This window comes from Sporolactobacillus kofuensis (genome assembly GCF_024125425.1).
In the GTDB taxonomy this organism is placed as follows: Bacteria; Bacillota; Bacilli; order Bacillales; family Sporolactobacillaceae; genus Sporolactobacillus; species Sporolactobacillus kofuensis.
The window spans coordinates 77,751-103,908 of sequence record NZ_JAMXWN010000009.1 but is presented as its reverse complement, the minus strand read 5'-3'; the positions used below and the strand labels follow the sequence as shown (position 1 = coordinate 103,908).

Sequence of the window (26,158 nt, the reverse complement as noted above, 5' to 3'; positions counted from 1 at the left end):
GTACATTAAACTTGAGTCGAACTGAATGTCGGATTTATGTTAAACTAAAGAACAGCATGAAAAGAGTGGAGTGATACATCATGAAGCCTTACTTAGATCTTTGTCGAAGAGTGCTTAATGAAGGACATGAAAAAGCAGATCGCACCGGAACCGGCACAATTAGTGTGTTTGGCCATCAAATGCGTTTTAATCTTCAAGATGGTTTTCCGTTGATGACAACAAAAAAACTGCATTATAAATCGATTATTTATGAACTGCTTTGGTTTCTTAAAGGAGATACAAATATTAAATATTTGCAAGATCATGGCGTTCGGATCTGGAATGAGTGGGCGGACGAAGAGGGGAACCTTGGCCCGGTTTACGGTCATCAATGGCGCTCCTGGCCAGGCAAGAATGGTCAGACTATTGATCAAATCGCGAATGTGGTACAAGAGATTAAGACAAATCCGCATTCAAGACGTTTAATTGTAACCGCGTGGAATCCATCGGATATTCCGAACATGGCATTGCCCCCTTGTCATTGTCTCTTTCAATTTTATGTGAATGATGGTCGCTTGAGCTGTCAGCTCTACCAGAGGAGTGCAGATATCTTTTTAGGTGTGCCTTTTAATATTGCGTCCTATGCGCTTCTTACACACATGATTGCACATGTTACCGGGCTCAAAGTTGGTGAATTCATACATACATTGGGTGATGCGCATATCTATCTGAATCATCTCGATCAAGTAAAAAAACAGCTGGAGAGAGAACCAAGGAAACTTCCGACGCTCAAGATCAAAAGGCAAGTAGCCTCTTTGTTTGATTTTGAGTATGAGGATTTTGAGTTCATGGACTATCATCCATATCCGGCAATTAAGGGCGAGGTGTCTGTATGATCTCATGTCTTCTCGCAATGGATGAAAATCAATTGATCGGGAGAAATAATACGCTTCCATGGCATTTGCCTGATGACTTACGGTATTTTAAGAAAATAACCCTCGGTCATCCGGTGATTATGGGAAAAAACACTTTTATTTCCATTGGCAAACCGCTTCCTGAACGTCAGAATATTGTACTGACCCATCACCCTGAGCAATTTACGGATGAGGTGAGCTGCTTTGGGTCAGTTGATGAATTTTTGGAGAGTCGATTGTCATTCGGCAAAGAGTGCTTTGTCATTGGGGGGGCGAAAGTCTTTCAAGCGTTTTTGCCTTACACCGATCGCCTTTATATTACACACATTAGGGCTTCTTTCGAAGGGGATACTTATTTTTCGGGCTTTCATTCGGAAGAATGGCGTCTGGTCAGCAGTATACCTGGAAAGTTAGACCAGAAGAATCATTATCCCCATTCTTTTTGTATCTATGAGCGCGTATAAATTATTCTTTAGTTGATCGATCACCATCTTTCTCACATCTTGAAGGATCCTGCATAAACTGTTAAAAAGGTGACGGAGATGATCAAGATGGTCGAGTCATTTCTGCAACTCTTCGTGTGTTATGGAATTATTGGTTTAATTATGGGTTCAATGTTGGGGATTTTTCCATTTTGGCACGCTTGGAAAACGAAACATTTCGCTGCGTTTGTCCTATTAATTATTGCATGGCTGCCTATCTCAATGCTAACTTTGCTTTGTGCACCGATTGCAAATTGGTTTCATGTTACCCAAGACGGCGACTTTTAGAAGGAGGCTCCGAATTCACGGAGCCTCCTTAAATACACTTAATTGTAAAAATAGGAACATAAGATGAATTGCTTTCTCTTGTTGATTTTTTGGGTTGGCCAAGCCTATATAATTGCATAATCATAGATTTAATAGTATTGATCGTATAAGCATTGATGCAAGAAATGAAAGACTAATGCCACGGAAATATGATCTGAAAATTTAAATTTCTTGACAAATATATGAAATTGCTTTAAAACCTTATATTAAACGGATAAAATTATTTTATTATCTGCTATTTTATTTTTGAAAAATTCACACACGTCAGTGAGCAGAAGATTGGATATTTAATTCTTTTCGTGCGAAAATAATCTTGTGATAATGAGATCTCATTGAAAATCTTATTGTTTTGCTGTATTGGGTGAACGAAAATAATTGTCATGGAGTTAGTTCTTGAATGATCTATTAGATCTCCGAACCACTCCGAAAAATGTAGAATTGGCAAAAGAAGGAGAATGAACAGGTATGGCATCTAACGTATCAGAATTGACCACTTACATGGCTTACCTCGAAGGTGAATGGAAGAAAAGTTCATCTGGTGAGACCATCGCGATTCAATCCCCGTACCTTCGTAAAACGATTGGATATGTACAAGCAGTCACTCAGGATGAAGTGGACGAAGCAATTTCTGCAGCACACAAGGCGCAGAAGGAATGGGCAACGCTCTCAGTAAGTGCTCGAGGCGACTATTTGGACCGCTGGGCTGATGAACTCGTAAACAATAGTGAGGAAATTGCAAAGGCGATTATGCATGAAGTCGGAAAAGGCTTTAAGGATGCCCAAAAAGAGGTTGTCCGCACTGCTGATTTAATCCGATACACAGTTCAAGAAGCACTTCATATGCATGGAGAAGCATTGAAGGGTGATGGATTCCCTGGTGGGGATCAAAAGAAAATTGGTATTGTTGAACGTGCACCACTAGGTGTTGTGCTCGCAATCGCACCGTTTAACTATCCTGTTAACTTGGCTGCTTCAAAAATTGCTCCAGCATTGATGTCTGGTAATGCAGTTATTTTCAAACCGGCAACACAAGGTTCAATTAGTGGGATTAAGATGATTGAAGCATTGGATAAAGCGGGCTTACCAAAGGGATTGCTTAGCCTCACAACCGGCCGTGGCTCAGTAATTGGTGATTATCTTGTTGAACACAAAGGGATTAACATGATCAGCTTTACCGGTGGATCAAGTACCGGCCGTCATTTATCAAAACAAGCGACGATGATTCCTCTTGTCCTTGAACTTGGTGGAAAAGACCCTGCCATCGTTTGTGAAGATGCAAACATGGATGTAGCAGTTAAGAGTATTATGAATGGTGCATTCTCTTATTCAGGTCAACGTTGTACCGCGATCAAACGTGTACTGGTGAACGAAAATGTTGCCGATGAATTGGTTACACGATTGAAAGCAGAAATTGAAAAATTGTCGGTTGGTTCTCCAGAAGTAGACAGTACGATTGTTCCTTTGATCGATGACAAGTCCGCTGACTTTGTCCAGAACTTAATTGACGATGCCCTTACTAAAGGTGCAACATTAGTTACCGGCAACAAACGTGAAAATAACTTGATCTATCCAACTTTGATTGACAATGTGACCGAAGATATGGATCTTGCTTGGATTGAACCATTCGGACCTGTTCTTCCTATCATTCGCGTCAAAGCAGACGACGAAGCCATTGAGATTGCGAACAAGTCTGAATATGGGCTACAAGCTAGCGTATTCTCACAAGATATTGATCGTGCTCTTGCTGTTGCAAGACAGGTTGAAGCCGGTACTGTTCAAATCAATGGTCGTACGGAGCGTGGACCGGATCACTTCCCATTCTTAGGTATTAAATCTTCCGGTATGGGTGTTCAAGGTATTCATCACAGTCTTCTGTCTATGAGTCGTGAGCGCGTGACCGTATTGAATTTAAAATAACCACGAAAGAGAGAAACAGCATAGGACTGTTTCTCTCTTTTTTTAGCTCTTTTTTTAGATTTCCGTTATATTCATGATGATTCGACTGAATATCGAAAGCGCTTTATCATACGACTAGGATGCATGCTGGGGAATATTAAAGGAAAACACACCTGTATGAGGTGTGCCATTCGTCGTTACATCAGTAGTAAAATGGCCCTGGCCCTGGTCCATACCATCCTCCATATGGTGGTCGATGTCCGGGTCCATAATATGGGCCTGGGGGGCAATACGGGCAAGGACGTACACCAATTATTGAACTGAGACCTACACCAAGCAAACTTCCTGCAAAACCGCCTGCAAATCCACCTAAAAATGATTGAGGACCGAAACCAATGCCAAAGAATCGTTGATCTTCATTTCTCGTTTCATTCATTTGTTGGCTTTGATCAAATGGCATTAAGTAGATGTTGTCTTGATCGAAAGAATCAATGACACCATAGTGAATCGAGCCATCTTTACATTGGATTTCAACCGGCTGATTGATCAGATTTTCCCAAAATTGTTGAAGAGACATTTATATACCTCCTGTATTGCGTTCTTAAAGTACATGGCTGAGTATTTAGTAGCCTGGGTGAGCAAAAGCCTAATTTACATTATGCGAAATATTAAAAATGGGTTGGGCGAATACCCCATTTACGGTCAGTTAAAGTGAGTATGGAAAGATAATCGAGATTTGTGCAATCGAAAAACGCATACCAAAGCGAAGTCGGGAAGCAACTCTACGTTCACAAAGAATTGATTGATGTCCTCAAATGGCTCGGTTTGCGTTCCTATTGCGAAGAATAGCAAATATTGCTTTTATGATTCAGATCGACTACAATTACTTATAAATAAGAAGAGGAGTGGAAACATCAATGATATTTTCTGATTGTCTGCAACTTAAAATGGCCTGAGACAGGTGAAGTCTGTCTTTATCACAATTTATATTAGGCCAGATTGTTGCGGCAATAGATGTGAGCTGTTTCTGTTTCTAACGGTTGAATGAATTGCTAGTAGGAGCGAAGCGTTTTTGTTTCGCTCCTTTTCACATGGATGCGGATAATTTCTTATATCTGTTCCCTTTTCGATCGGCCACACAAGGGGCGTGAACACATGTTACTAATAGAAGCCAAAAATATTGCTTTCTCATATGGAGATAAGCTGATTTATAAAGATATGAATTTTCGACTGATGGAAGGTGAACACATTGCCTTAGTCGGTCATAATGGTGCAGGAAAGTCAACTTTTCTGAAACTGATCTTGGGTGAATTGTTGCCTGATGGTGGAGTCATAAACAAAAAAAGTGCTTTGAAGACAGGTGTTATTGAACAGCATCTGCATTTTGGTAAGGGGAAGAGTGTTTATGCCAGCCTCCAGGATGCTTTTAAAAAATTATTTGATGCAGAACGCACAATGAATGAATTAGCGTTGAAGATGCAGGATCCGGATGCAGATCCTGCGTATATTGATCAATATGGACAGTTACAGGAATTACTCATTGCTCATGATTTCTATACTGTTGATGCGCAAATTCATGAAATGGCTGACGGACTTGGCTTGACTGCTATTGGACTCGATAAAGATGTGGATCAGTTGAGCGGTGGTCAGTTAACCAAATTGTGCTTAGCAAAGCTTCTACTTGAAAAGCCAGAGGTTCTACTTCTCGATGAACCGACCAATTATTTGGATGTTGTGCACATTAATTGGTTAACAAACTATTTGAATACGTATCCTCATGCCTTTATTGTCATCTCGCACGATACGGAGTTTCTAAATACTATTGCTCAGTTTGTCTATCATTTGGAAAATCAGCAATTAACGCGCTATGTCGGTAATTATGAATCTTATCTTAAGCAGCATGAAGCACGAATGGAGCAGCAAGAAATTGCTTTTCGTCAGCAGCAACGAGAAATCAAAAAATTGGAAACCTATATACAGAAGAATAAAGTACGTACAGCAACCGCAAAACAAGCAAAAAGCAGAGAGAAGCAGTTAAATCGAATCGAACGATTGGATCCTCCGTCTCAAATGCATAAACCGACCTTCCACTTTACAGTGGACAGTCAGCCGGTGCGTATAATTTTCGATGCGGAGAATCTTCAAGTGGGTTATCACCATCCGCTTCTTCCACCAATATCGATGAACATTCTTCGTGGAGAAAAAATCGCCATCATCGGGCACAACGGTATTGGGAAAACAACATTGCTTAGAACATTACTTGGTCAGCTGAATCCTCTTTCAGGACGCGTAGAACAAGGAGATCGCGTAAAAATCGGCTATTTCACGCAACTTTCAGCGCCACCGCATGTTACGCCACTTGAATGGATGATGGATCAGTTTCCAACTATTGCTGAGAAAGTCTTAAGACAGCATCTGGCACAATGTGGTGTCTTTGCTGAACACATGCGTCAGCCGATGGACACCTTAAGCGGCGGTGAAGAAACTAAGGTGCGAATAGCAAGGTTAATGCTTCAAAAAAGCAATGTATTGATCCTTGATGAACCAACCAATCATTTAGATGTTGATGCAAAAGAAGCGTTAAGTCAATCACTAGGCAACTATGAAGGTACGGTCATTGTTGTAAGTCATGAACCGGTGTTCTATGAAGATTGGGTGACAAGGGTTTGGGACGTGGAGAAATGGTCGAAGACCGAGTCCTAAGAGAAAGCATAATCGTGTAGGTACCGACCTTATTATTTCTATAATGTAACTGAACGATGTTAAGCGATTAGGATGGTGACTATGACTGAACAAACACCAATGGATTTAGATGAAAGATCTTTGACAGCAGTCGTTCAAATCTTCAAAGCAGTATCTGAGCCGACGCGTGTACGGATTTTGTTTTTACTTTCGCAATGTGAATGTTCGGTTTCTGAGATTGCCGAACATTTAGATTTGCAGCAGTCAACGGTATCGCATCAACTGAGTTTCTTAAAACAATTACATCTTGTAAGGTCAAGACGTGAAGGAAAAGTCATCTATTATTCAGAGGAAGACGAACACGTGATGAATTTGCTTGCACAAACGATTGATCATACGCGGCATCGTACAGTCAACTAATATACAGCGCCCCATTTGAGAACCCAATTGGCAGACGCCGTGTCAATGAGCACAGCCTCTCGTATTCTAATAGAGAGTAATCTGTGAATGGAGCGTGATTCCTTGCCAAATCAATCAATTTATTCCCAGTGTTGTGATCTCATTAATCAACCGGTTGAAATTCGTTGTCGTGATGGTTCAGTGCACCGTGGCGTTTTGACTCGTGTTGATGAACACCATGCCTACTTACAACCAGCTGGTATGGATTCAGACAATAACCCTGGCCTATTCATGTGGGGCAGCTGGGGATGGGGCGTTCCGATCGCCCTCGCTTCAATTGTTACCCTATTGGCACTTGGATTTTTCTGGTAACAATCCCGATAAATGAACGAGAAGTTTCTCAAATTGAGGGGCTTCTTTTTTTACGAAAAGGTTCATTAGGTATTTTAGTAGAAAGATGGTATGCTTTAAATTAGAAATAAAAAATGTGTGGACTGGAATAAAGAGGTGATTCTCATTGAATAAACGAGAAGCCATGGTTTTGCTGAAAAAGAAAGGGTATAAGCACACAGATAAACGTGAAGATATTCTTGATCTTTTTGAACAACAAGATGGGTATTTATCAGCAAAAGACATTCAAAGTGCATTAAAAGATAACTATCCGGGCATTAGTTTTGATACCATATATCGTAATCTCTCTCTTTTCCAAGATCTGATGATTCTTGAAGAAACAGAACTAGATGGTGAGAAAATATACCAATTTCATTGCACAGAGCATCATCATCATCATCTCATTTGTCTTCGCTGTGGAAAAACAAAAACCATTGATGTCTGCCCAATGCAGGATTTATCGCAAATTGACCCGGAATTTCAAGTTACCGGCCATAAGTTCGAAATTTATGGCTACTGTAAGCACTGTCAAGACAAGCTGCAAGATCGTGATCAGATGAACAAGACCCATCAATCGATGACTGTGATTCCGAGTGCTTGATAATCGGTGAGTATTTTCTTAACAAATCGTACTTGATCTTGTGAGCAGTGAATGATGATCATGACATAGGATTGCGGTTTCTCTTTGTAATGAATCTTAAAGAAATTGTCCATCGCATAGCCGATGGCAAACCCGATAAAGCTAGAGGTCACACCCCAGATGATTGGACCTAAAGGCAAACGGAAGCCAAGACTTGCAAAAATGACTCCGAAGATTGTTGCAAAAATAAAGCCAAGATCAACTTTATTGGAGGTTTCAAAGGGCGTTAGATCATAGTTTCTTCTATTCGATACATTTGGCGGATCAAAGAAATAACATGATATACTCCTTTGCTGCACACCGATCTTTTGAAGCTGGGTGATTATAAGTTCAACTGTTAGTGAAGATGGATATAAGCTCATGATCTCATGCAATGATCAAAGACCTCCATTTCTATGAGAAAGGCCAATTTTTTTTGCTGGCCAATTGCTCTCAAGATATGTACGTTGTTCTTCTTCGAAGAGTCTGTTATTATCAATTGTTTTTGAGTAGGCATCATAAGAAGAGCCAAAGATAAGCGAAGGCATGAAAAGAAGCCATTCGGGTTTAAGAACCTGAAGAGCATCTTGGTAGCTTGATACGCCATCCAAAAGCATAAGCACACTCTGGAATTCATTGCAGTTAATGTAGATGGTGAGCGCCCATGACATCAGTGCTAAAGATGTGATCAGCCTTCGAGCATAAAGTTGCCCAAGACCTGGTATAAGCATGGACCATACTGCTGCGATCCATGGTTGACGTTTATCAAGAAAGCAGATTTCAAATGAGCGTAATTCCAGAACTTTCAAGTGAATTGGTTGATTCTTGGTCATAATGGTGAGTTGATTTATTTTGATTGCCGAACGATAGCTGTCCCAAATACAGAAGAAGTAAAATGGGATGTAAATCAATACCCACCTAGTGTTCAACACTGCTGCAGATTGCTGAAAATCACCGGTAAAACTATAGACCATCGCAAGATTAAGCTTAGCATGAACATTAATAATAATTTCAAACAGGAATAAGACGTTACCCTTAATGTGCATATCAAGGAGCATATGACCCAGTCCTGGAAATGCAGCGGACCACCAGGCAACAACTGCTGGGTTTTGGTATCTAAGATTTGCCGTACCAAGGGGATCGATAACTGCTCTATTTCTTCTTACCATTTTGGACTCCCATCTGATTGACTTATTTTTAGTTTTCCAATGCAGTGCTGTTTGATACATTACGAGCAATCATGGATCAAAGAATTGTAAATGAGGGCACAGATTGTCTATTCAGACTTTTGCAGCCTGTAAAAATTGACAATATTTGGTGACCCAAATATACTGAATAGAGCGTAACCGATCTGTGGTTGATGGTTTTTCCGGCTGTCTGACATGCACAACGATTTAAATGAAACAATATAATAGAGGTAATTTCACTGTGAAATAAGACTCCACAAGATCCAGTTCAAAAATTGATGAGCTGGATTTTGTCGTTTAAGATTGTGATTAGGGAGGAGCGGGTAACTTTTGATCTATCCGAACAGGTTATATGAAGGCGATACAATAGGTGTAATTAGTCCGGCAGGTCCGCCTGATATGGAACGGTTGGATATCGCCATTGATTGGCTCGAACAACTTGGATTTAACGTGCGATTGGGGCAGCATGTTGGTGATAAATATGGCTATCTTGCTGGATCCGATCAAGGTCGGCTCGATGATTTGCATCAAATGTTTCTTGATGATACTGTCAAAGCCATTATTTGTTCACGTGGCGGTTACGGAACGGCGCGTATTACTGATCGGATTGACTTTGATCTCATTCGTGCGCATCCGAAAGTATTCTGGGGCTATAGCGATATTACTTACTTACATACAGCCATCAGACAACAAACCGGATTGATTACTTTTCATGGGCCAATGCTTGCTTCTGATTTAGGAGATCCCGATGTTGCATTACTGTCAAAGCAGCTTTTCTCTCAATTATTTCAACCCATGTCACTACGCTATGATGAACATTTATCCTCTCTAGAATCGCTTTCCGGAGGCACAGCCGAAGGCATGTTGGTTGGTGGAAATTTATCTTTACTCGTGAGTACAATCGGAACGCCATTCGAAATTGATACAAAATATAAGTTGTTACTAATTGAAGATATTGGCGAAGCTCCCTATCGGGTTGATCATATGCTTAATCAATTAAGACTATCAGGAAAATTATCGGAAGCCGCTGGGTTTGTCATTGGAGATTTTCACCAAGACAAATTTATAGATGAAAATAAATCATTGACATACACTGAGGTTTTTGAAACGTATTTAGGTGGGCTGGGGAAGCCGGCGGTTAAAGGGTTTTTCATTGGTCACTGTACACCACATTTCTCAGTTCCGTTAGGGGCGGATGCCATGCTTGACGCAGACCGAAAACAACTTTGGATCCAGCCGGGTGTGATGTAACCATTCCTAAAGTCGTACACCCTTGGAGTCGGAGAGGAGATCAGAAATGAAAATTGTTGATGTTCGAACAAAACGTTTGTCAATTCCTCTTGTCAAGCCGTTTAAGACTGCTCTTCGAACGGTGAATACTGCAGAAAGTATCATCGTCATCATCACTTGTGACGATGGAACAATGGGGTTTGGGGAAGCACCACCGACACATGTTATTACAGGAGATAGTTTGGCAAGTATCGAGTATACGATTATGAACGTGCTTCGACCGTTAATCATTGGTCTGAAAATTGAACAGAAAGAACGAATTAATCATGTTGTTGATCACTCAATCCTACATAATTCCAGTGCCAAGGCAGCCATTGATGTGGCTGTTTTTGACTGCTTAGGGAAGTTGGCAAATTTACCCATTTATCAACTTTTAGGCGGTAATAATAATCAAGTAGAAACAGATTTTACCGTCAGTGTCAATCATCCAAATGAGATGATCCAAGATGCGCTCAGTCTAGTTAATCAAGGCTTTACAACGCTGAAGATTAAAGTTGGAAATTCCACAATCAAAGAGGATATGGAGCGTATAAAGCATTTGCGCAGTGCAGTAGGTCGCGAAATTAAATTAAGATTGGATGCGAATCAAGGCTGGAGCCCTAAAGAAGCAGTTTCATTAATTCATCGATTAGAAGACTCAGACATGGAGATCGAGTTGATTGAGCAACCGGTTCCTGCGTGGGATTTTGATGGGATGAAATTCGTTACCGAACATGTCGATACGCCGATTATGGCTGATGAGAGTGTATTCAGTCCGAAAGACGCCGCTCGTTTGCTCGCAATGCATGGCTGCGATTTAATGAACATAAAATTGATGAAAGCAGGAGGAATTCATAATGCAGAGAAGATCAACGCTCTTGCTGAAGCCTATGGAGTTGAATGTATGGTCGGTTGCATGATTGAATCAAAAGTTGCGGTAACCGCCGCTTGCCATTTTGCTGCGGCGAAAGCCAATGTGACGCGCTGTGACTTGGATGCACCACTTATGTTTGCATCCGATCCAGTCACTGGTGGCGCGGTTTTTCAACAAAGTAAAATAGCCCTGACTGATGAACCCGGTTTAGGTATACAAGGTGTCCACTTCATTTAGAGGAGGGATGAACGTGAGAAACCGAAGAATCGCTGTGCCTGTCGCAACTGTATGGACTAGTCCGGAATCTGTTCATTTTATTGACACTGCAATAGTGAATGATCGGCCGAATCTAGCCGTTTGGCTAAGATCAATGAATCGTGAACAAAACCTCGATCTGTGTAAAAAGGATCGATTGCAAACACAAGTCTTATTTGGGGATGAATTGATTGTTGATGAACGAAGGGGCCCATGGGCCAAGGTGATTATCCCAAGTCAATACACTTCGAAAGACGCGCGCGGTTATCCCGGTTGGATGCCGATTGCCCATTCACTAGAAACAGACATGGGTATTGGGAAAAATTGTGCTACGATTCGAAGCCCCTTTGCTACGTTTTATGATGATGGTAAAAATCAGCCCATTGATCTAAGTTTTGGAACGATTCTCCCAATCCTTGGGGATTCAGCCACATTGGTAAAAGTAGATAGTCCAATTGGTCAAGGCTTTTTGCAAAAATCAGATGTACTGCTCCCGGATCAGCCGCATGAACATGGCGGCGATGAAATTGTGAATTACGCAAAGAAGTTCCTTGACTTACCTTATTTATGGTCAGGAATTAGTGCCTATGGCTTCGATTGCTCGGGATTCACTTTTACCATGTTGCGTACTTCTGGTTATCTGATTCCACGTGATGCAGCGGATCAAGCGCGTCATGGAGAGAAGATTAATCTGAAAGAAGTACTTCCAGGCGATTTACTTTTCTTTGCCTATGATAAAGGGAAAGGTATCGTGCATCATGTCGGTATTTATTATGGCGAAGGGAAAATGATCCATTCACCAACCCCAGGAATGCGAATTTGTGTCACGAAGCTCAGTGGCTCAAAATATGAAGAAGAATTATGTACTATTCGCCGGTACTGGAACTGTTGAATACTGCATTTATTTTTTGACTATAAAATAGATCCTGTATGAGGACTTCCAGTCGTTGACAATTGATCAGGGCGGCATTAAAATGAATCTAATTCATGCATTTGAATGGATCGTTTAAGAGAGATGCACGTAAAATAGATGATGATGCTTATTGGCCTCTCTGTAGTTGGGAGGCTTTTTCACAATATTTGAAGGTGCAGGCTTATTTTGACTGAATAGTTCATCAGGTAAAGCCTGATCGGAGGGTAAGTAATGACAGCATTGAATTTTATTCGTGTTGCTGCAGCATGTCCGGTGACACGTGTCGCAGATGTCCGCGCAAATGTGGACAATATTAAGAAGTGTATCGATGAAGCAGTCGATCAAAAGGTGAAGCTTATTGTTTTCCCAGAGCTCAGCATTACATCCTATACTTGTGCAGATTTATTCTTGCAAAAAGTGTTGTTGGATGAGTCAGAAGCCGGGGTTAAGACGATTTGCGAGTACAGCAAAGGTAAAGATCTATTGATTGCAGTCGGTGCTCCGCTCTACGCACAAACAAATGTCTATAATTGTGCGTACCTCATTTTTGAAGGGAAAGTCCTTGGCATCGTTCCAAAACAATACATACCGAACTATGAAGAATTTTATGAACGCCGCTGGTTTACTTCCGGACAAGGTGTTCTTAATCAACTGGTGACTTTGTCATTCCAAAAAGATGTGCCTTTTGGTACCGATTTGCTCTTTCAGAGTGGGGTTTGCCAGTTTGGATTTGAAATCTGTGAAGATTTGTGGAGTGTGGTTCCGCCAAGCAGTTACCTAAGTCTTCATGGGGCTCAAGTCATTGGTAATCTCTCAGCATCAAATGAAGTCGTAAGCAAATCTGATTATCGACGTTCACTTGTTGAATCGCAAAGTGCGAAATGCATGGGTTCTTATATTTATGCAGGAGCCGGAACCGGAGAGTCATCGACCGATGTCGTCTTTGGTGGTGAGATGCTCATTGCAGAGAATGGCAACTTAGTGAAGCAGAATACGCGATTCCAGAGAACGAATGAAATTGTCACATCGATCATTGATCTTGATCGTCTGAATTTGCAGCGGATTAAGAACATCAGTTTCCGAGAAGCAACTTCTATCGCCCCATACGCGATTCGTCATGTGACTTTCAGATTTAACGATATGGCATACGGAAAATTTGATCGTACAGTAGATAAGCATCCGTTTGTTCCTTCTGATCTTAAGCAGAGGGAATTGAGGTGCAGTGAGATCTTTAATATTCAGTCTGCTGCGCTTGCGAAGCGTATGGAGCATACCGGAATGAAAAAAGCAGTTATTGGAATTTCAGGTGGATTGGATTCAACCCTAGCTTTACTTGTCATTGTAAAAACCTTTGATATGCTTGGCTACGATCATAAAGACATTGTTACCGTGACGTTACCAGGATTCGGTACTACGGACAGAACTTATCAAAATGCTGTTTCTCTTTGTAAAAAGCTTGAAACAGATTTTCGTGAAGTGTCTATAGTCGCGGCATGCCTCCAGCACTTTAAGGATATTGGTCATGACCCTGCCATTCATGATGTTACGTATGAGAATGTACAGGCGCGTGAACGCACCCAAATCTTGATGGATATAGCCAACAAGGAAGGCGGGTTAGTGATCGGTACCGGTGACCTTTCCGAAATGGCTCTCGGATGGAGCACCTATAACGGTGATCATATGTCCATGTATGCGGTAAATTGCTCCGTACCAAAAACTCTTGTACGCTATTTGGTTCGTTATGTAGCTGAAGAAGAAACAAATGCAGAAATTGCTGCCATTCTCATAGATGTGCTTGACACACCGGTGACACCTGAACTCCTTCCGAAAAGTAGTGAAGGAAAAATTTCACAGAAGACTGAGGATATTGTCGGGCCTTATGAACTTCACGATTTCTTCCTTTACTATTTCGTACGCAATGCATTCGCACCTGCAAAAATTCTATTTCTTGCAAAACAAGCATTTTCCGATACCTATGATGAAGCAACGATCCGGAAGTGGCTTCAGATGTTCATCAAACGTTTCTTTGCAATGCAATTTAAACGCTCGGCGATTCCAGATGGACCAAAAGTCGGAACGGTCAGCTTGTCACCACGAGGGGATTGGCGCATGCCTTCAGACGCAAGTCGGCAGCTGTGGATGGATGAACTTTAAAAGAGCGAAAGAGAGGGAAGCCGGTGATTTGGCGCTTTTTATCCTACTATAAACCATACAAGAAATTGTTTTTTCTTGATTTTACTTGTGCAGTTTTCCTTGCTTTACTCGAACTTTTGTTTCCAATCGCTGTAAATCAGGTGATTGATCGATTGCTTCCTGGAAAGGATTGGTCGATCATTCTCTTAGCAACTGCAGGACTTCTGTTTTTCTACATTGTGAATACGCTGATGCATTACGTTGTCACGTATTGGGGGCATATGCTGGGCATCAATATTGAAACGGATATTCGACAAGAATTATTTGAACACATCCAGAGACAATCTTTTCATTTCTTTGATAACAACAAAACCGGTCATATGATGTCACGACTAACAACTGATCTTTTTGATATTGGTGAAACGGCGCATCATGGTCCCGAGGATATCTTTATCGCACTCATGTCGTTATTCGGAGCCTTTTTTTTAATGCTATCCATCAATTGGAAACTAGCTTGTATTACGTTTGTTCTGGTGCCAATACTTGGCGCATTCATCACGCTTTTTAACATGAAAATGACGCATGCAACCGATCAAATCTATCAAGATATTGCTCTATTTAACGCAAATGTTGAGAATGCGGTTGGTGGCGTACGTGTCGTGCAGGCATTCTCGAATGAGGGCTATGAAAAGAATCAATTCAAAGAAAATAATAAAATCTACAGGAAAGCAAAATTATTTTCTTATAAAATTATGGCAACGAGTGTCACAACAAACTATTTCTTTATGCGCTTAATCACTTTATTCACATTAGTAAGCGGTTCTTGGTTTGTTATTCACGGCCAGCTCAGCAGTGGTCAATTTGTTGCTTTTTTGCTTCTTTCTAATGTATTTGTTCAACCGATTGAAAAGTTTAACGCGATTATTGAACTCTATCCAAAAGGAATTGCCGGTTTCAAGCGATTTATGAAATTGAAGAATCAAGCACCGGAGATTGTGGATAGGCAGGATGCGATCACAATAGACGCCATTTATGGAGCGATTGATTATTGTGATGTAACGTTTGGCTATGAAGGGAAAAAACCAGTGCTAACTCACATCAATTTACATATTCATCCAGGTGAGACGGTTGCATTTGTTGGCCCAACAGGTGCAGGAAAGACAACATTATGTAGTCTGTTACCCCGATTTTATGATGTGTCCACTGGGCGAATAATGATAGACGGTATCGATATTCGTGATTTAAAATTGGCGTCATTAAGAAAGCATATCGGGCTCGTTCAACAAGATGTCTTTCTCTTTTCGGGAACGCTTCGCGAAAATGTTGCGTACGGAAAATTGGATGCAACAGATGAGGAAATTTGGCGTGTGATCAAATTAGCGAATTTAGAGGAAACGGTCGCTCGTATGCCGAATGGACTGGAGACTGTTGTCGGAGAGCGTGGCGTCAAACTGTCAGGTGGACAGAAACAGCGACTTTCGATTGCGCGCATGTTCTTGAAAGATCCTTCTATTCTGATTTTGGACGAGGCGACCTCCGCACTTGATACTGCGACAGAACTCGTTATTCAACAATCCCTTGAAACACTTTCTGAAGGGCGGACAACACTGATTATTGCGCATCGCCTCGCGACGATCAAAAATGCTGATCGTATTGTTGTGGTTACGGAAAATGGAATAGATGAGCAAGGTACACATGACCAGTTGTTGAAAAAAGGCGGCGTGTACAGCCGATTGTATGAATCACAATTTAGTAGGACTATGTAATCCCTTAGATATGGAAACAAAAGGAGCGGGTTCTGATGATGGCAGGTTTTGGCTTTGGCTTTTTTTCTATTCTCATTATCATTGCGTTCTGGGTATTTGTGATCTATATGATCATTCACGTTGTAAATTTAATGAAAGAACACAATCGATATCTTCGCGAGATTCGCGATGAACTTCGAAAAGATAATCAATCTCAAAATGAATCGACGGGCGAACCCAAATGAGCAGTATTCGTGAATTAAAGACTGTGGAGGAATGGAAGGCTGCCTTTCCTGTAATAAGACAGTTAAGAAGAACGGTGAATGAAGACACATACCTTGAACTCGTTAATCAAGCTTCCCAAAATGAAGGGTATCATTTAATGGCATTGATTGAGCAGGAACAAATTGTAGCGGTTACGGGTTTTATGCCGATGACTACTTTATATAATGGTCCCTCGGTGTGGGTCTGTGATTTGGTTACAGATGAAGCTTGTCGATCTAAAGGTTATGGGAAGCAATTACTAGATGCTGTAGAACAATGGGCGGGGGCACATGGCTATTCAGTTATTTCTTTATCCACCGGTTTGCAACGACAAGATGCCCATCGTTTTTATCAAGAAAAAATGGGCTATGACAAGACAAGTTATGTATTTAGGAAAGAGCTGGCGGAGTGAATGTGTGTGCAAGCATGGGAGATCCTCGATACGATCAAAAATAAGTATATTGATCTTTTAGGTGACCAATTCGTCGGTCTCTATGTTCATGGATCATTAGCTTTTGGTTGTTATCATCCACTTAAAAGTGATCTTGATTTCATCGTGGTAGTCAAAACCAAGCTAACCATTACGGAAAAATTGGCCTTACTTACTGTACTTGAAAAAAATTACGAAAGAGCTCCGTTAAAAGGATTCGAGATGAGTGTTGTGCTGGCAATGCATTGCCGGCATTTTTGTTATCCTACGCCTTATGAACTTCATTATTCAATGATGTGGCGGGATACTTATCTTAAAGAGCCTAGTCGCTTATGTGCAACGGATGGCAAGACAGATCCTGATCTTGCCGGTCACTTCACAGTGATCAAACAATGCGGTATCGTTCTCTATGGGAAGCCAATTGCAGAAGTATTTGGCGAAGTACCTGAACACTATTATTTTAAAAGCATTTTTAATGATATTAAGGACGCGCCAGAAATGATCATCAACCAGCCCACGTACACGATCCTCAATCTATGTCGCGTTCTTGGTTATTTAAGAAGCGGAAAAGTGATGTCAAAAGTTCAAGGTGCAGAGTGGGCATTAAAAGCATTGGATCTTCGTTGGCATAAGGTGATTCAATGTTCATTGGACAACTATCGATCATTCGTTTTGGACACAAATGTTCCGATTAACGTTCGAATCCCATTTAGTGCTTTTATGCTCAATGAGATAAATCAATGTGTTGAATCTAGAAAGAAGTGAGTGTATGTATTTTTTGGAAAAGGGGGATAAGATCGGGATTTATTCTCCATCATCTCCGATTACGGCAACATCGCCAAAGCGTTTTGCAAGGGCGAAACAATTTCTTGAATCAAAGGGATTTCAAATCATTGAAGGACGTTTAACGGGCAAATCGGATTATTATCGGTCAGGTTCAATTGAGGAACGTGCGGATGAGTTAAATCAGTTGATCCAAACTAAGGACATAAAAATGATTATGTCAACTATTGGGGGTACAAATTCAAACGCGCTACTTCCTTATATTGACTATGATGCATTTAAGAAAAATCCGAAAATCATGATCGGCTACTCAGATGTTACGGCAATTCTTCTTGCCATATACGCTCAGACGGGTTTTCAAGTCTATTACGGTCCTGCCCTAGTGCCATCTTTTGGTGAATTTCCACCCTATGTTGATGAAACCTATAGATATTTTGATAAAATGTTTTGTCAAACGATACAATTTCCTTTTGAAGTGCCAAAGCCCCAATATTGGACGGACGAAGGAATCAATTGGGAAAGAATGGAACGGGAGAAAGCACGCCGACAAAATCATTGGATAGGTGTTAATGGTGGAAACGCAACAGGAAGACTCATAGGCGGAAATCTAAACACGATCAATGGTTTTTGGGGAAGTCCATATATGCCTGAAATAAAAGAAGGGGACATTTTACTTATCGAAGATTCTCAGAAGAATGCATCACAGGTAGAAAAAAATTTTTCTTTGTTGAAAGTTAATGGAGTCTTTGATCGGATCCGTGGCATCCTTCTTGGGAAGCATGAACGGTTTGATGATGAGGGTACCGGACGAACACCATTGGATCTATTGCTTGAAGTTTTGCATGGTACAAGAGTACCTATTATTGCTAATTTTGACTGTTGTCACACCCAACCGATGCTAACGATGCCAATCGGTGCGGAAGTTTCAATTGATGCAAATGAAAGTCATCCATCAGTATGGATTAACAAATTGGGTACGTAAGGGGACGAATCACGTGAATCAAGCATCGGAAACATATTGGAAACAATTTTGGCAAGGTAACGAGCCAGCGACGGTAACTGCATGGAAATTCGGGGCTGATCCGGACCATTTGGCAGATCTTGTGCTGAAGGGAATTAAGACAGCAACGTGTTCCGCGTATCTCTTCTATGAGCTCGAACATGAAACGTTGCCAAAAGTTGGCGAATTCAATATTATTCTTAATAGCCAGGATGAACCAGCGTGTATCACAAGAACGATAGATGTAACGGTGATGCCGATGAACGAGGTACCTGCTTCTCACGCATATGCAGAAGGGGAAGGGGATCGCAGTTATCGGTACTGGTATGCAGTGCATGAAGAATTTTTCAAAAAAGAACTTGCTGAAATCGGTCGCACGTTTCGTAACGACATGCTTGTTGTTTGTGAACGATTTAAAGTGGTGGATTGTTATGCATCAAGAATCTAAAGGAGTAAATGAATAATCATCTTTTTTAGATAAAAATAGTCATGGCCGATTGAGAGTAGCGGGACACCGCTTGGAAGAAAATATAAAATGCTCGATTTACATGGATAAACGTTTATAAACTCTTGCTCAAAAATGAGCAAAGATGCGAGAAGCCTGGATCAAGGTGCCAGATAACCCATGCAAACAATTGCCTGTTGTACGAAATGTCTCGTGGCAATCAAGCAATCGAAGCATAATTGTTGCAAGATCAAGGACTTGTCATCCAGTTTTTCTTGCAAAAAAATCCCCCTGTAGATTAGCAGGGGGTCAGTTATTATTAAGAGCCACAGAATGACAATTTAAAAGACTTAAACGTACCAATGATTCAATCAAACTTTTGCTGTTCCGAGCAAATCCTTTGCGCACTTGTATTCCAAACCATGTGCGTCTGCCACAGCTTTGAATGTAACAAACCCATCCAATGTGTTCAAACCTCTAAGTAATGCTTCATCTTCTAGACATGCTTTTATAAAGCCCTTGCTCGCGATCTTTGCAGCGTAAGGAATAGTAACATTCGTCAGAGCAAGCGTAGACGTGTTAGGTACTGCACCAGGCATATTCGCAACAGCATAATGAATGACGCCATGCTTCGTATACGTAGGATCATCATGCGTTGTGCTGTGATCAGACGTTTCAACCACACCGCCTTGGTCTATAGCAACGTCGACAATGACCGAGTTTTCTTTCATCGAAGCAACCATTTCTTCAGTGACAAGCTTTGGAGCTTTTGCACCTGGAATTAAGACAGCTCCGATTACAAGGTCAGCTTCTTTAACGGATTCAGCAATATTATATGGATTGGACATTACTGTATTCAATGAGTTCCCAAAAATATCATCAAGATCACGAAGTCGATCAGCACTAATGTCAAGAATCGTAACATCAGCACCAAGCCCAACAGCTATTTTTGCAGCGTTTGTTCCAACAATACCGCCACCAATGATCGTCACTTTTCCGCGTGATACACCAGGAACACCACCAAGCAGAATACCTTTTCCGGCTTCATCACTGAATTTTTCAAGATATTGAGCACCGATTTGAACAGCCATTCTTCCTGCAACTTCGCTCATTGGTTGAAGGAGCGGCAATACACGGTCCGCACGTTGTACGGTTTCATACGCAATAGAGACAACCTTGTTATCAACGAGCGCTTTTGTCAGACCGGCAGCGACTGCAGGAGCAAGATGGAGATAGGTGAACAGAATTAATCCTTCATGGAAGAAATGGAATTCTTCAGCTTCAGGTTCTTTCACTTTAATAACCATTTCAGCGGACCATGCTTTTTCAGCTGAGGTGATCACTGCTCCGGCTTCTTCGTATTGCTGATCTGAAAATCCGGCACCCGCTCCAGCGAGTGTCTCAACGTAAACGATATTACCTTCTTGTACTAAATGATAAGTACCTGCTGGAGTGATTGCGACACGACGTTCGTTGTTCTTCAATTCTTTCGGAATACCGATAATCATGAGTGTTTGCCCCCTATTTTTAGTACTACCAATGATTGAATAGCCAGATAACTTGATCTATGCCGATGAATTGTTTCTTTACTCGTACCAGAAATGTAACTCATCCCTTTAGATCACTTCCGTGTTATCCCTTAGTTAGAATAGTACAAACAAAATCAGTTCGTTTCATCATACGTTTTGTCTAGTGATTTGGTAAATTACTTGACATTTTCGTTCCGTGTTAGATAACATGACAAATAAAGGCAGTTAATACGACATTGGGAGGGGCTTATTCATGGATGAACGTCCTTTTTGTGTAATCGATGTACTGAAACGGCCGCTTTTTCAGCGTGCTGCCCTGATTGCTGGCGATCGTGGTGTGTTTCGTGAAGTTCGATGGGTTCATATTCTCGAGATTACACATGCTGCTCCATATGTCAGCAAACATGATCTCATTCTAACTACTGGACTATGGTTGAAACGATCGGTTAAAGAGGGACTTGATTATACGCGACAGATTATTGATCACGAGACTTCAGGTCTTTGCATTGAATTCGGCACAACCGTAGACGACATTCCGGAAGAAATTATTGATCTCTGTGATCAGTATGATTTTCCACTCATACTGTTCCGACAGCCGATTCGCTTCGAAGAAATTACTCAAGATATTCATTCATTCTTGATTAACCAGCATTTCGGACTTTTGAAAAACCTTGAACAATTTTCACAGCAGCAGCAACAGCTCATTTTACAGAGTACAGATATTCCGGCTATTCTTCGCCTCTTACAAAATTATTCTGATCGACAGATTGTCTATCTTTCAACAATTGAATCAAATAAATTTTATCCGTCGGTCACTTCAGAAACTGCTGAAACGATCAACGCATTTTGCAACCAGAGGATAAAAGACTTTGATCAGATCCAAGAGACGGAGATTTGGAAGATGGATGATCATCATTATCTTTTGATTCAGCCTGTGATTTGCTTTGGTCAAGTTTTTTCATTTATTGGGATGGTGCTCCATCAGACGCATCCTAGTGAATATATGAAACTGTTAATTGACTATACGTCAAAAGCAGTAGCAACGGTCCTACTTCGAACACAGTTTCTTGAAGAAAAAATACTACGTAACCAAAATGAATTAATTCAGGACATTTTAAGTCGACAGATTGAGAGTGAAGAACAAGCGCAGATGAGAATGGGTTTGCCGTCGCCAAATGGGGAAAAATATAGTTTCATCGGCGGAGTTATTGAGTTTGAACACAATGTCATCGAAGCAGGACCGGAACGTATGGAAGCACGTAATCAAGATATTCTTGTCTTAATCCGTTCCCTTCTGAAGCGGTACCAAATGCACCATTTATTGATGATGAAGAATAATCAAATCTATTTACTCTGTGCGAAAGAGAAAGTGAATCACGAGTCCCAGCAGGCATTGTATGGTAATATTCTAGGATTGACTGGTGGTTTGCAAAAATATATTGAGCAGGCATTAACCGGGTTACAGTTTCATATCGGTTTTGGAAAAACAAAAACTAAGCTGCTTGATGTATGGATTAGTTTTAATGAAGCTTATCAAGTCATTGAAGTTTCACAGTCTGTACCAACAATGCAGCGTTGCATTTTCTATGCAAAAATGGGGGTCTATCAATTGTTAAAATCGGTACCTCAGCCAATACTCATAGATTTCGTCAAGGACCAGCTTGGAAAATTAATTGATTATGACCATAAACATCATCTTAACCTTATCGAAACACTTGATATGTATTTTAAATGTATGGGCTCAAAAGGAGAGACGGCAAAGAAGCTGTTCATTCATCGACAGACCTTATATAACCGGTTAGAGAAAATTCGTGATATTCTGGGTGAAGACTTTTTTGAACCCCAGCGCCGTCATTGCCTAGAAATGGCTTTACTGGGTAATCCGCTGAGTAACGCTGCACCAGAAGTCAAGCAATAAATGAAACTGCCGAAGAAATTGGCTTGCGGAGCAGCACAATATTTTTGTAATGATTCTTATTGTTTTACAAGGACTACGGATCGTTTTACTTGAGAAAGAAGGTATTCCATGAATTATCTTCATATTTATTGGAAAAAATACCGGATTCGATTTTTTATGGCCCTATTTTTTCTTTCACTTGAAGCTTTAGTAGATTTGATGCAGCCAGCACTTATGTCACGGATTATTGATCAAGGTGTTGCTCATTCCAATCTCTCAATAATTGAGAAATATGGACTAGTTATGCTACTCATTACTTTATTTGGTGCGTTTTGTGCCTGCACCCGAAATATCCTTTCCGTATTTGTTTCTCAGAAATTTGCTCAGGATTTGAGAAAGGATCTCTACATAAAAATACAAAACTTGACGCAGCCACAAATCGATCGTTTTGGTCATGCAACGTTGATTACCCGACTAACAAATGATGTCACTCGGGTACAAACCTTTGCGAACGGAATGATGAGGATCATGATGAAAGCGCCACTTGTTGGTATTGGGAGTCTAATTATGGCTATTTCTCTGAATCCTAAGCTCTCATTAATCTTACTCGGTATTGCGCCAATCATTGCATTGCTCATTTATCTAAATATGAAGGTTAGCTACCCTTACTTTCGAAAAGTGCAACGAGCTTTAGATCATGTCAACCGTTCAATGCAGGAATACTTATCAGGCATTCGCGTAGTAAAAGTGTTTAATCGGTCAAGTTATGAACAAGGACGATTTGATAAAAATAATGAACAACTTGGACATTTGTCCGCAACTGCCTCAAAAATCGGTAGCATCTTTGGCCCACTGATTAATTTATCCGTAAACATAGGAATTATTGCATTGCTCTGGTTTGGCGGATTAGGCGTGAACAATGGGTCCATGCATGTCGGTTCAATAATTGCTTTTACAAATTATATGATGCAGCTGCTCTTCGCAATCATGATGGTGAACAATGCCTTTAACATGCTTGTTCGTGCAAGAGCATCAGCGGAACGAATTGGAGAAGTGATGGTTACCAAGCCGGACATGTATTTTCCGAACGAGATGAAAGCTGAGCCTGGTTATAATGAACGAGAGGCACTTCAGTTTAATCATGTGAGCTTCTCCTTTGCTGAAAAAGCATCGCATAAGCCTGTTTTAAGTGATGTTCATTTTAAAATCTATCGCAGAGAAACAATCGGTATTATAGGACCTATCGCTTCTGGAAAATCGACCTTGGCAAATCTAATTCTGCGTTTCTATGATCCTGATCAAGGATCAATAGTACTTGGAGGTAAAAATCTCAAACGTTACAATGAAGAAGTTCTCCATCGAAAAGTGTCAATCGTACCACAACGATCCCTATTATTCAGTGGGACAATTATTGAGAATATCCGCTGGGGAAATGAAAAGGCAACAGACGAAGAAGTTATTGAAGCCGCAAGAATTGCAGACGCAGATAAATTTATACAAGCCCTTCCTGATGGTTATTATTCGATGATCGGACAAGGTGGAGTCAATCTATCCGGTGGACAAAAGCAGAGAATTTCGATCGCTCGGGCCATTATCAGAAAGCCGGAGCTTTTAATCTTAGATGATGCCACGAGTGCTGTTGATGCACAAACAGATAAGCGTATTCGTACACATTTAAAGAAAACCGTTCAACAATTGACTTGCGTGATCATTTCACAAAAAGTCTCCTCAATCATGGATGCTGATCGAATTTTGGTGTTAAATCATGGGAAAATTGAGGCAATTGGTACACATGCTGAACTGATCAAAAAGTCACCATTCTACCAAAATGTGTGCGCGCTTCAATTGATGAAAGGGGCAAAAAGCCATGGCTGAAAAGAAATCCTCACAGAGTTTTAATGGTCGTATGATGCCTGGTAGGCCCAACAGAAGAAGGGGCGCAGCCCGATTTGCACCAGTTGAAAAGCCAAAACGGATGGTCGCAACAGTCAAACGATTAGCGGGTTATTTTGTACATGAAAAAAGAGCACTCTATTTTATCTTTGCCTTGATCCTATTGGATGCGGTTGTGTCTTTACTCATTCCTTATTTTATTGGCCTTTCGGTTAATCAAATTGGTGTTCGGGTGCATGCTATGAATTTTTCTATGCTCATAGAACTGTTGATCCTATTAGGTCTGTGCTATGTGACCGATAGTCTGCTCACTTTTCTACAAGGATGGCTGATGGCTTCTGCTGGACAGCGAATGGTTGTACGGTTACGATCTAGCTTGTTTCAAAAGCTGCATAAACTGCCCATTGCTTTTTTCGATCGACATCATCACGGTGAGATTATGAGCCGCTTTTCAAATGATATCGAAAATATCGATGTCACCATTTCCCAATCCACTGTTCAGTTGATAAATGATGTAATCATGATTACAGGTTCACTCGTTATGATGATTTGGATTAGCCCGGTTCTGACACTTGCTACGCTAATGATTGTACCGCTTGTTTTCCTCGTTACGAAGACTATTGCGGGACGAACCTCCAAACTCTTTGTTGCCCAACAGAATGAGTTGGGCACGCTTAATGGTCAAATCGAGGAATCCATTTCGGGACTCAGTATCATCAAAGCGTTCAGTCATGAACATCAAGAGATCAATAAATTCACAGCCATCAATCAACGGTTGACTGATGTTGGCATGAAGGCTCAAGTATGGTCTGGGTATATGATGCCATTAATGAATGTCATTAATAATTTAGGATTTGCTGCGGTTGCCTCTGTGGGGGGCTATTTAGCTGTATACAATATGATATCGGTTGGTATGATTGCTAGTTTTCTCACCTATTCAAGATTTTTTTCCCGCCCACTTAATGATGTTGCCAGTATCTTTAATACGTTGCTTTCTGCCGTTGCCGGTGCGGAGCGCGTGTTTGAAGTGCTTTATCAAAAGGAAGAGTTACCGGACAAAGATGAGGCTATTGCGATTAATCGAAACAATTGCAAAGGAGAAATTGAGTTTCACGACGTTTCGTTTGGTTATGATCCCAATCATCTGATTTTGACTCATATACAATTTCATGTCAGTCCTGGTGAAATGGTCGCCTTGGTCGGTCCGACCGGGGCAGGTAAGACGACAATAATTAATCTCCTCACAAGATTTTACGACCCCACCAGCGGAAAAGTTTTGCTTGATGGTATTCCCATTCATGAGTTTCGCAGGTCGGATTATCGTAGCTTGTTCGGTATGGTGCTTCAAGATACCTATCTCTTTCATGGGAGTTTCAAAGATAATTTGAGCTATGGACGGCTAGATGCTACAGATGAAGAAATCCGACGTGCAGCGATTGCCGCAAATGCTGATGATTTTATTCGCACTTCTGAAAATGGTTATCACACGTTGCTCCAAGGGAATGGTGAAAATCTAAGTGAGGGGCAAAGGCAGTTATTAACGATAGCCCGGGCCTTGCTTTCTGACCCAGCTATACTGGTCATGGATGAAGCGACGAGTCATGTGGACACAGAGACGGAACGGATAATTCAGGAAGGTATGGCACGATTAACAAAAGGAAGAACCAGTTTTGTAATTGCTCACCGTTTATCAACAATCAGAGATGCAGATCAGATACTCGTTGTAAGGGACGGAATGATTGCCGAAAAAGGTACACATCAACAGCTCATACAAAAGAAGGGCATTTACTTCAAAATGTATCAAGATCAGTTTGTATTTGCTAATGATCCTGAAAAGTGAATGGAAGATTTTT

The 26,158-nt window shown here is 41.0% G+C and carries 25 protein-coding genes; 21 read left to right on the top strand and 4 right to left on the bottom strand.

Translation table 11 applies throughout. The features are described 5' to 3' along the window. Positions 1-80: 80 nt before the first annotated feature. From NIE32_RS08990 to NIE32_RS08975, 4 genes are all read left to right on the top strand, one after another. Positions 81-875, top strand: coding sequence for a thymidylate synthase (locus NIE32_RS08990; RefSeq protein ID WP_253076550.1), 795 nt, complete (start codon positions 81-83; stop codon positions 873-875). Next, a complete protein-coding gene (locus NIE32_RS08985) occupies positions 872-1,357 on the top strand; it encodes a dihydrofolate reductase (RefSeq protein ID WP_253076549.1) in 486 nt (161 codons plus the stop codon). The genes NIE32_RS08990 and NIE32_RS08985 overlap by 4 nt, the downstream gene beginning before the upstream one ends. Positions 1,358-1,444: 87 nt before the next feature. Continuing rightward, positions 1,445-1,663, top strand: coding sequence for a hypothetical protein (locus tag NIE32_RS08980; protein ID WP_253076548.1), 219 nt, complete (start codon positions 1,445-1,447; stop codon positions 1,661-1,663). A gap of 504 nt (positions 1,664-2,167) precedes the next feature. Beyond that, positions 2,168-3,619 carry an NADP-dependent glyceraldehyde-3-phosphate dehydrogenase gene (locus tag NIE32_RS08975; RefSeq protein WP_253076547.1) on the top strand — a complete coding sequence of 484 codons (1,452 nt, stop codon included), beginning with the start codon at positions 2,168-2,170 and terminating at the stop codon, positions 3,617-3,619. A gap of 181 nt (positions 3,620-3,800) precedes the next feature. Here the strand turns inward: NIE32_RS08975 and NIE32_RS08970 are convergent, their stop codons facing one another. Beyond that, a complete protein-coding gene (locus NIE32_RS08970; RefSeq protein WP_253076546.1) occupies positions 3,801-4,175 on the bottom strand; it encodes a hypothetical protein in 375 nt (124 codons plus the stop codon). Between the two features lie 578 nt (positions 4,176-4,753). On the opposite strand from NIE32_RS08970, the gene NIE32_RS08965 reads away from it, so the two are divergent. The 4 genes from NIE32_RS08965 to NIE32_RS08950 all read left to right on the top strand — a co-directional run bounded on the left by NIE32_RS08965 (position 4,754) and on the right by NIE32_RS08950 (position 7,670). Continuing rightward, positions 4,754-6,301 carry an ABC-F family ATP-binding cassette domain-containing protein gene (locus NIE32_RS08965; protein ID WP_253076545.1) on the top strand — a complete coding sequence of 516 codons (1,548 nt, stop codon included), beginning with the start codon at positions 4,754-4,756 and terminating at the stop codon, positions 6,299-6,301. A 72-nt stretch (positions 6,302-6,373) separates the two neighbouring features. Then, positions 6,374-6,700 (top strand): ArsR/SmtB family transcription factor, encoded by a 327-nt coding sequence (locus NIE32_RS08960; protein WP_253076544.1) that lies wholly within the window; start codon positions 6,374-6,376, stop codon positions 6,698-6,700. A gap of 102 nt (positions 6,701-6,802) precedes the next feature. After that, entirely contained in the window at positions 6,803-7,051 is a 249-nt protein-coding gene (locus NIE32_RS08955) for a hypothetical protein (protein WP_253076543.1), read from the top strand. 145 nt (positions 7,052-7,196) lie between these two features. After that, positions 7,197-7,670, top strand: coding sequence for a Fur family transcriptional regulator (locus tag NIE32_RS08950; RefSeq protein ID WP_253076542.1), 474 nt, complete (start codon positions 7,197-7,199; stop codon positions 7,668-7,670). Here the strand turns inward: NIE32_RS08950 and NIE32_RS08945 are convergent. Both NIE32_RS08945 and NIE32_RS08940 read right to left on the bottom strand, forming a co-directional pair. Continuing rightward, on the bottom strand, positions 7,640-8,083 hold the full coding sequence (locus NIE32_RS08945) for a hypothetical protein (protein WP_253076541.1): 444 nt from the start codon (positions 8,081-8,083) through the stop codon (positions 7,640-7,642). The genes NIE32_RS08950 and NIE32_RS08945 overlap by 31 nt on opposite strands. Before the next feature lie 3 nt (positions 8,084-8,086). Next, positions 8,087-8,857 carry a hypothetical protein gene (locus NIE32_RS08940; RefSeq protein WP_253076540.1) on the bottom strand — a complete coding sequence of 257 codons (771 nt, stop codon included), beginning with the start codon at positions 8,855-8,857 and terminating at the stop codon, positions 8,087-8,089. A gap of 348 nt (positions 8,858-9,205) precedes the next feature. Here NIE32_RS08940 and NIE32_RS08935 point away from each other — a divergent pair, with 348 nt between their 5' ends. The 10 genes from NIE32_RS08935 to NIE32_RS08890 all read left to right on the top strand — a co-directional run bounded on the left by NIE32_RS08935 (position 9,206) and on the right by NIE32_RS08890 (position 18,989). Next, positions 9,206-10,126: a S66 peptidase family protein gene (locus NIE32_RS08935; protein ID WP_253076539.1), complete on the top strand. Its 921-nt coding sequence runs from the start codon at positions 9,206-9,208 to the stop codon at positions 10,124-10,126. 46 nt (positions 10,127-10,172) lie between these two features. Beyond that, positions 10,173-11,255 (top strand): mandelate racemase/muconate lactonizing enzyme family protein, encoded by a 1,083-nt coding sequence (locus tag NIE32_RS08930; protein ID WP_253076538.1) that lies wholly within the window; start codon positions 10,173-10,175, stop codon positions 11,253-11,255. Positions 11,256-11,262: 7 nt separating this feature from the next. Continuing rightward, on the top strand, positions 11,263-12,165 hold the full coding sequence (locus tag NIE32_RS08925; RefSeq protein ID WP_253076537.1) for a C40 family peptidase: 903 nt from the start codon (positions 11,263-11,265) through the stop codon (positions 12,163-12,165). A 252-nt stretch (positions 12,166-12,417) separates the two neighbouring features. Further along, entirely contained in the window at positions 12,418-14,340 is a 1,923-nt protein-coding gene (locus NIE32_RS08920) for an NAD(+) synthase (protein ID WP_253076536.1), read from the top strand. 23 nt (positions 14,341-14,363) lie between these two features. Continuing rightward, positions 14,364-16,085: an ABC transporter ATP-binding protein gene (locus tag NIE32_RS08915; protein ID WP_253076535.1), complete on the top strand. Its 1,722-nt coding sequence runs from the start codon at positions 14,364-14,366 to the stop codon at positions 16,083-16,085. A 35-nt stretch (positions 16,086-16,120) separates the two neighbouring features. Beyond that, positions 16,121-16,309, top strand: a complete 189-nt coding sequence (locus tag NIE32_RS08910; protein ID WP_253076534.1) for an autophagy-related protein 27 — start codon at positions 16,121-16,123, stop codon at positions 16,307-16,309. After that, positions 16,306-16,740 (top strand): GNAT family N-acetyltransferase, encoded by a 435-nt coding sequence (locus NIE32_RS08905; RefSeq protein WP_253054955.1) that lies wholly within the window; start codon positions 16,306-16,308, stop codon positions 16,738-16,740. Before NIE32_RS08910 ends, NIE32_RS08905 begins: the two co-directional genes overlap by 4 nt. A gap of 6 nt (positions 16,741-16,746) precedes the next feature. Next, a complete protein-coding gene (locus NIE32_RS14375) occupies positions 16,747-17,523 on the top strand; it encodes an aminoglycoside adenylyltransferase domain-containing protein (protein WP_253054953.1) in 777 nt (258 codons plus the stop codon). A 4-nt stretch (positions 17,524-17,527) separates the two neighbouring features. Next, positions 17,528-18,523 (top strand): S66 family peptidase, encoded by a 996-nt coding sequence (locus tag NIE32_RS08895; RefSeq protein ID WP_253054951.1) that lies wholly within the window; start codon positions 17,528-17,530, stop codon positions 18,521-18,523. Positions 18,524-18,536: 13 nt separating this feature from the next. Next, positions 18,537-18,989, top strand: coding sequence for an ASCH domain-containing protein (locus NIE32_RS08890; RefSeq protein WP_253054949.1), 453 nt, complete (start codon positions 18,537-18,539; stop codon positions 18,987-18,989). Between the two features lie 368 nt (positions 18,990-19,357). Here the strand turns inward: NIE32_RS08890 and ald are convergent, their stop codons facing one another. Further along, on the bottom strand, positions 19,358-20,494 hold the full coding sequence (ald, locus tag NIE32_RS08885; RefSeq protein ID WP_253054947.1) for an alanine dehydrogenase: 1,137 nt from the start codon (positions 20,492-20,494) through the stop codon (positions 19,358-19,360). Positions 20,495-20,768: 274 nt separating this feature from the next. Between ald and NIE32_RS08880 the strand changes: the two genes are divergently transcribed. The 3 genes from NIE32_RS08880 to NIE32_RS08870 all read left to right on the top strand — a co-directional run bounded on the left by NIE32_RS08880 (position 20,769) and on the right by NIE32_RS08870 (position 26,145). After that, complete coding sequence (locus NIE32_RS08880; RefSeq protein WP_253054945.1) at positions 20,769-22,433, top strand: PucR family transcriptional regulator; 1,665 nt, start codon at positions 20,769-20,771, stop codon at positions 22,431-22,433. Between the two features lie 108 nt (positions 22,434-22,541). Further along, a complete protein-coding gene (locus NIE32_RS08875; RefSeq protein WP_253054943.1) occupies positions 22,542-24,287 on the top strand; it encodes an ABC transporter ATP-binding protein in 1,746 nt (581 codons plus the stop codon). After that, positions 24,280-26,145, top strand: coding sequence for an ABC transporter ATP-binding protein (locus NIE32_RS08870; RefSeq protein ID WP_253054941.1), 1,866 nt, complete (start codon positions 24,280-24,282; stop codon positions 26,143-26,145). Before NIE32_RS08875 ends, NIE32_RS08870 begins: the two co-directional genes overlap by 8 nt. The last annotated feature ends 13 nt before the right edge of the window (positions 26,146-26,158 follow it).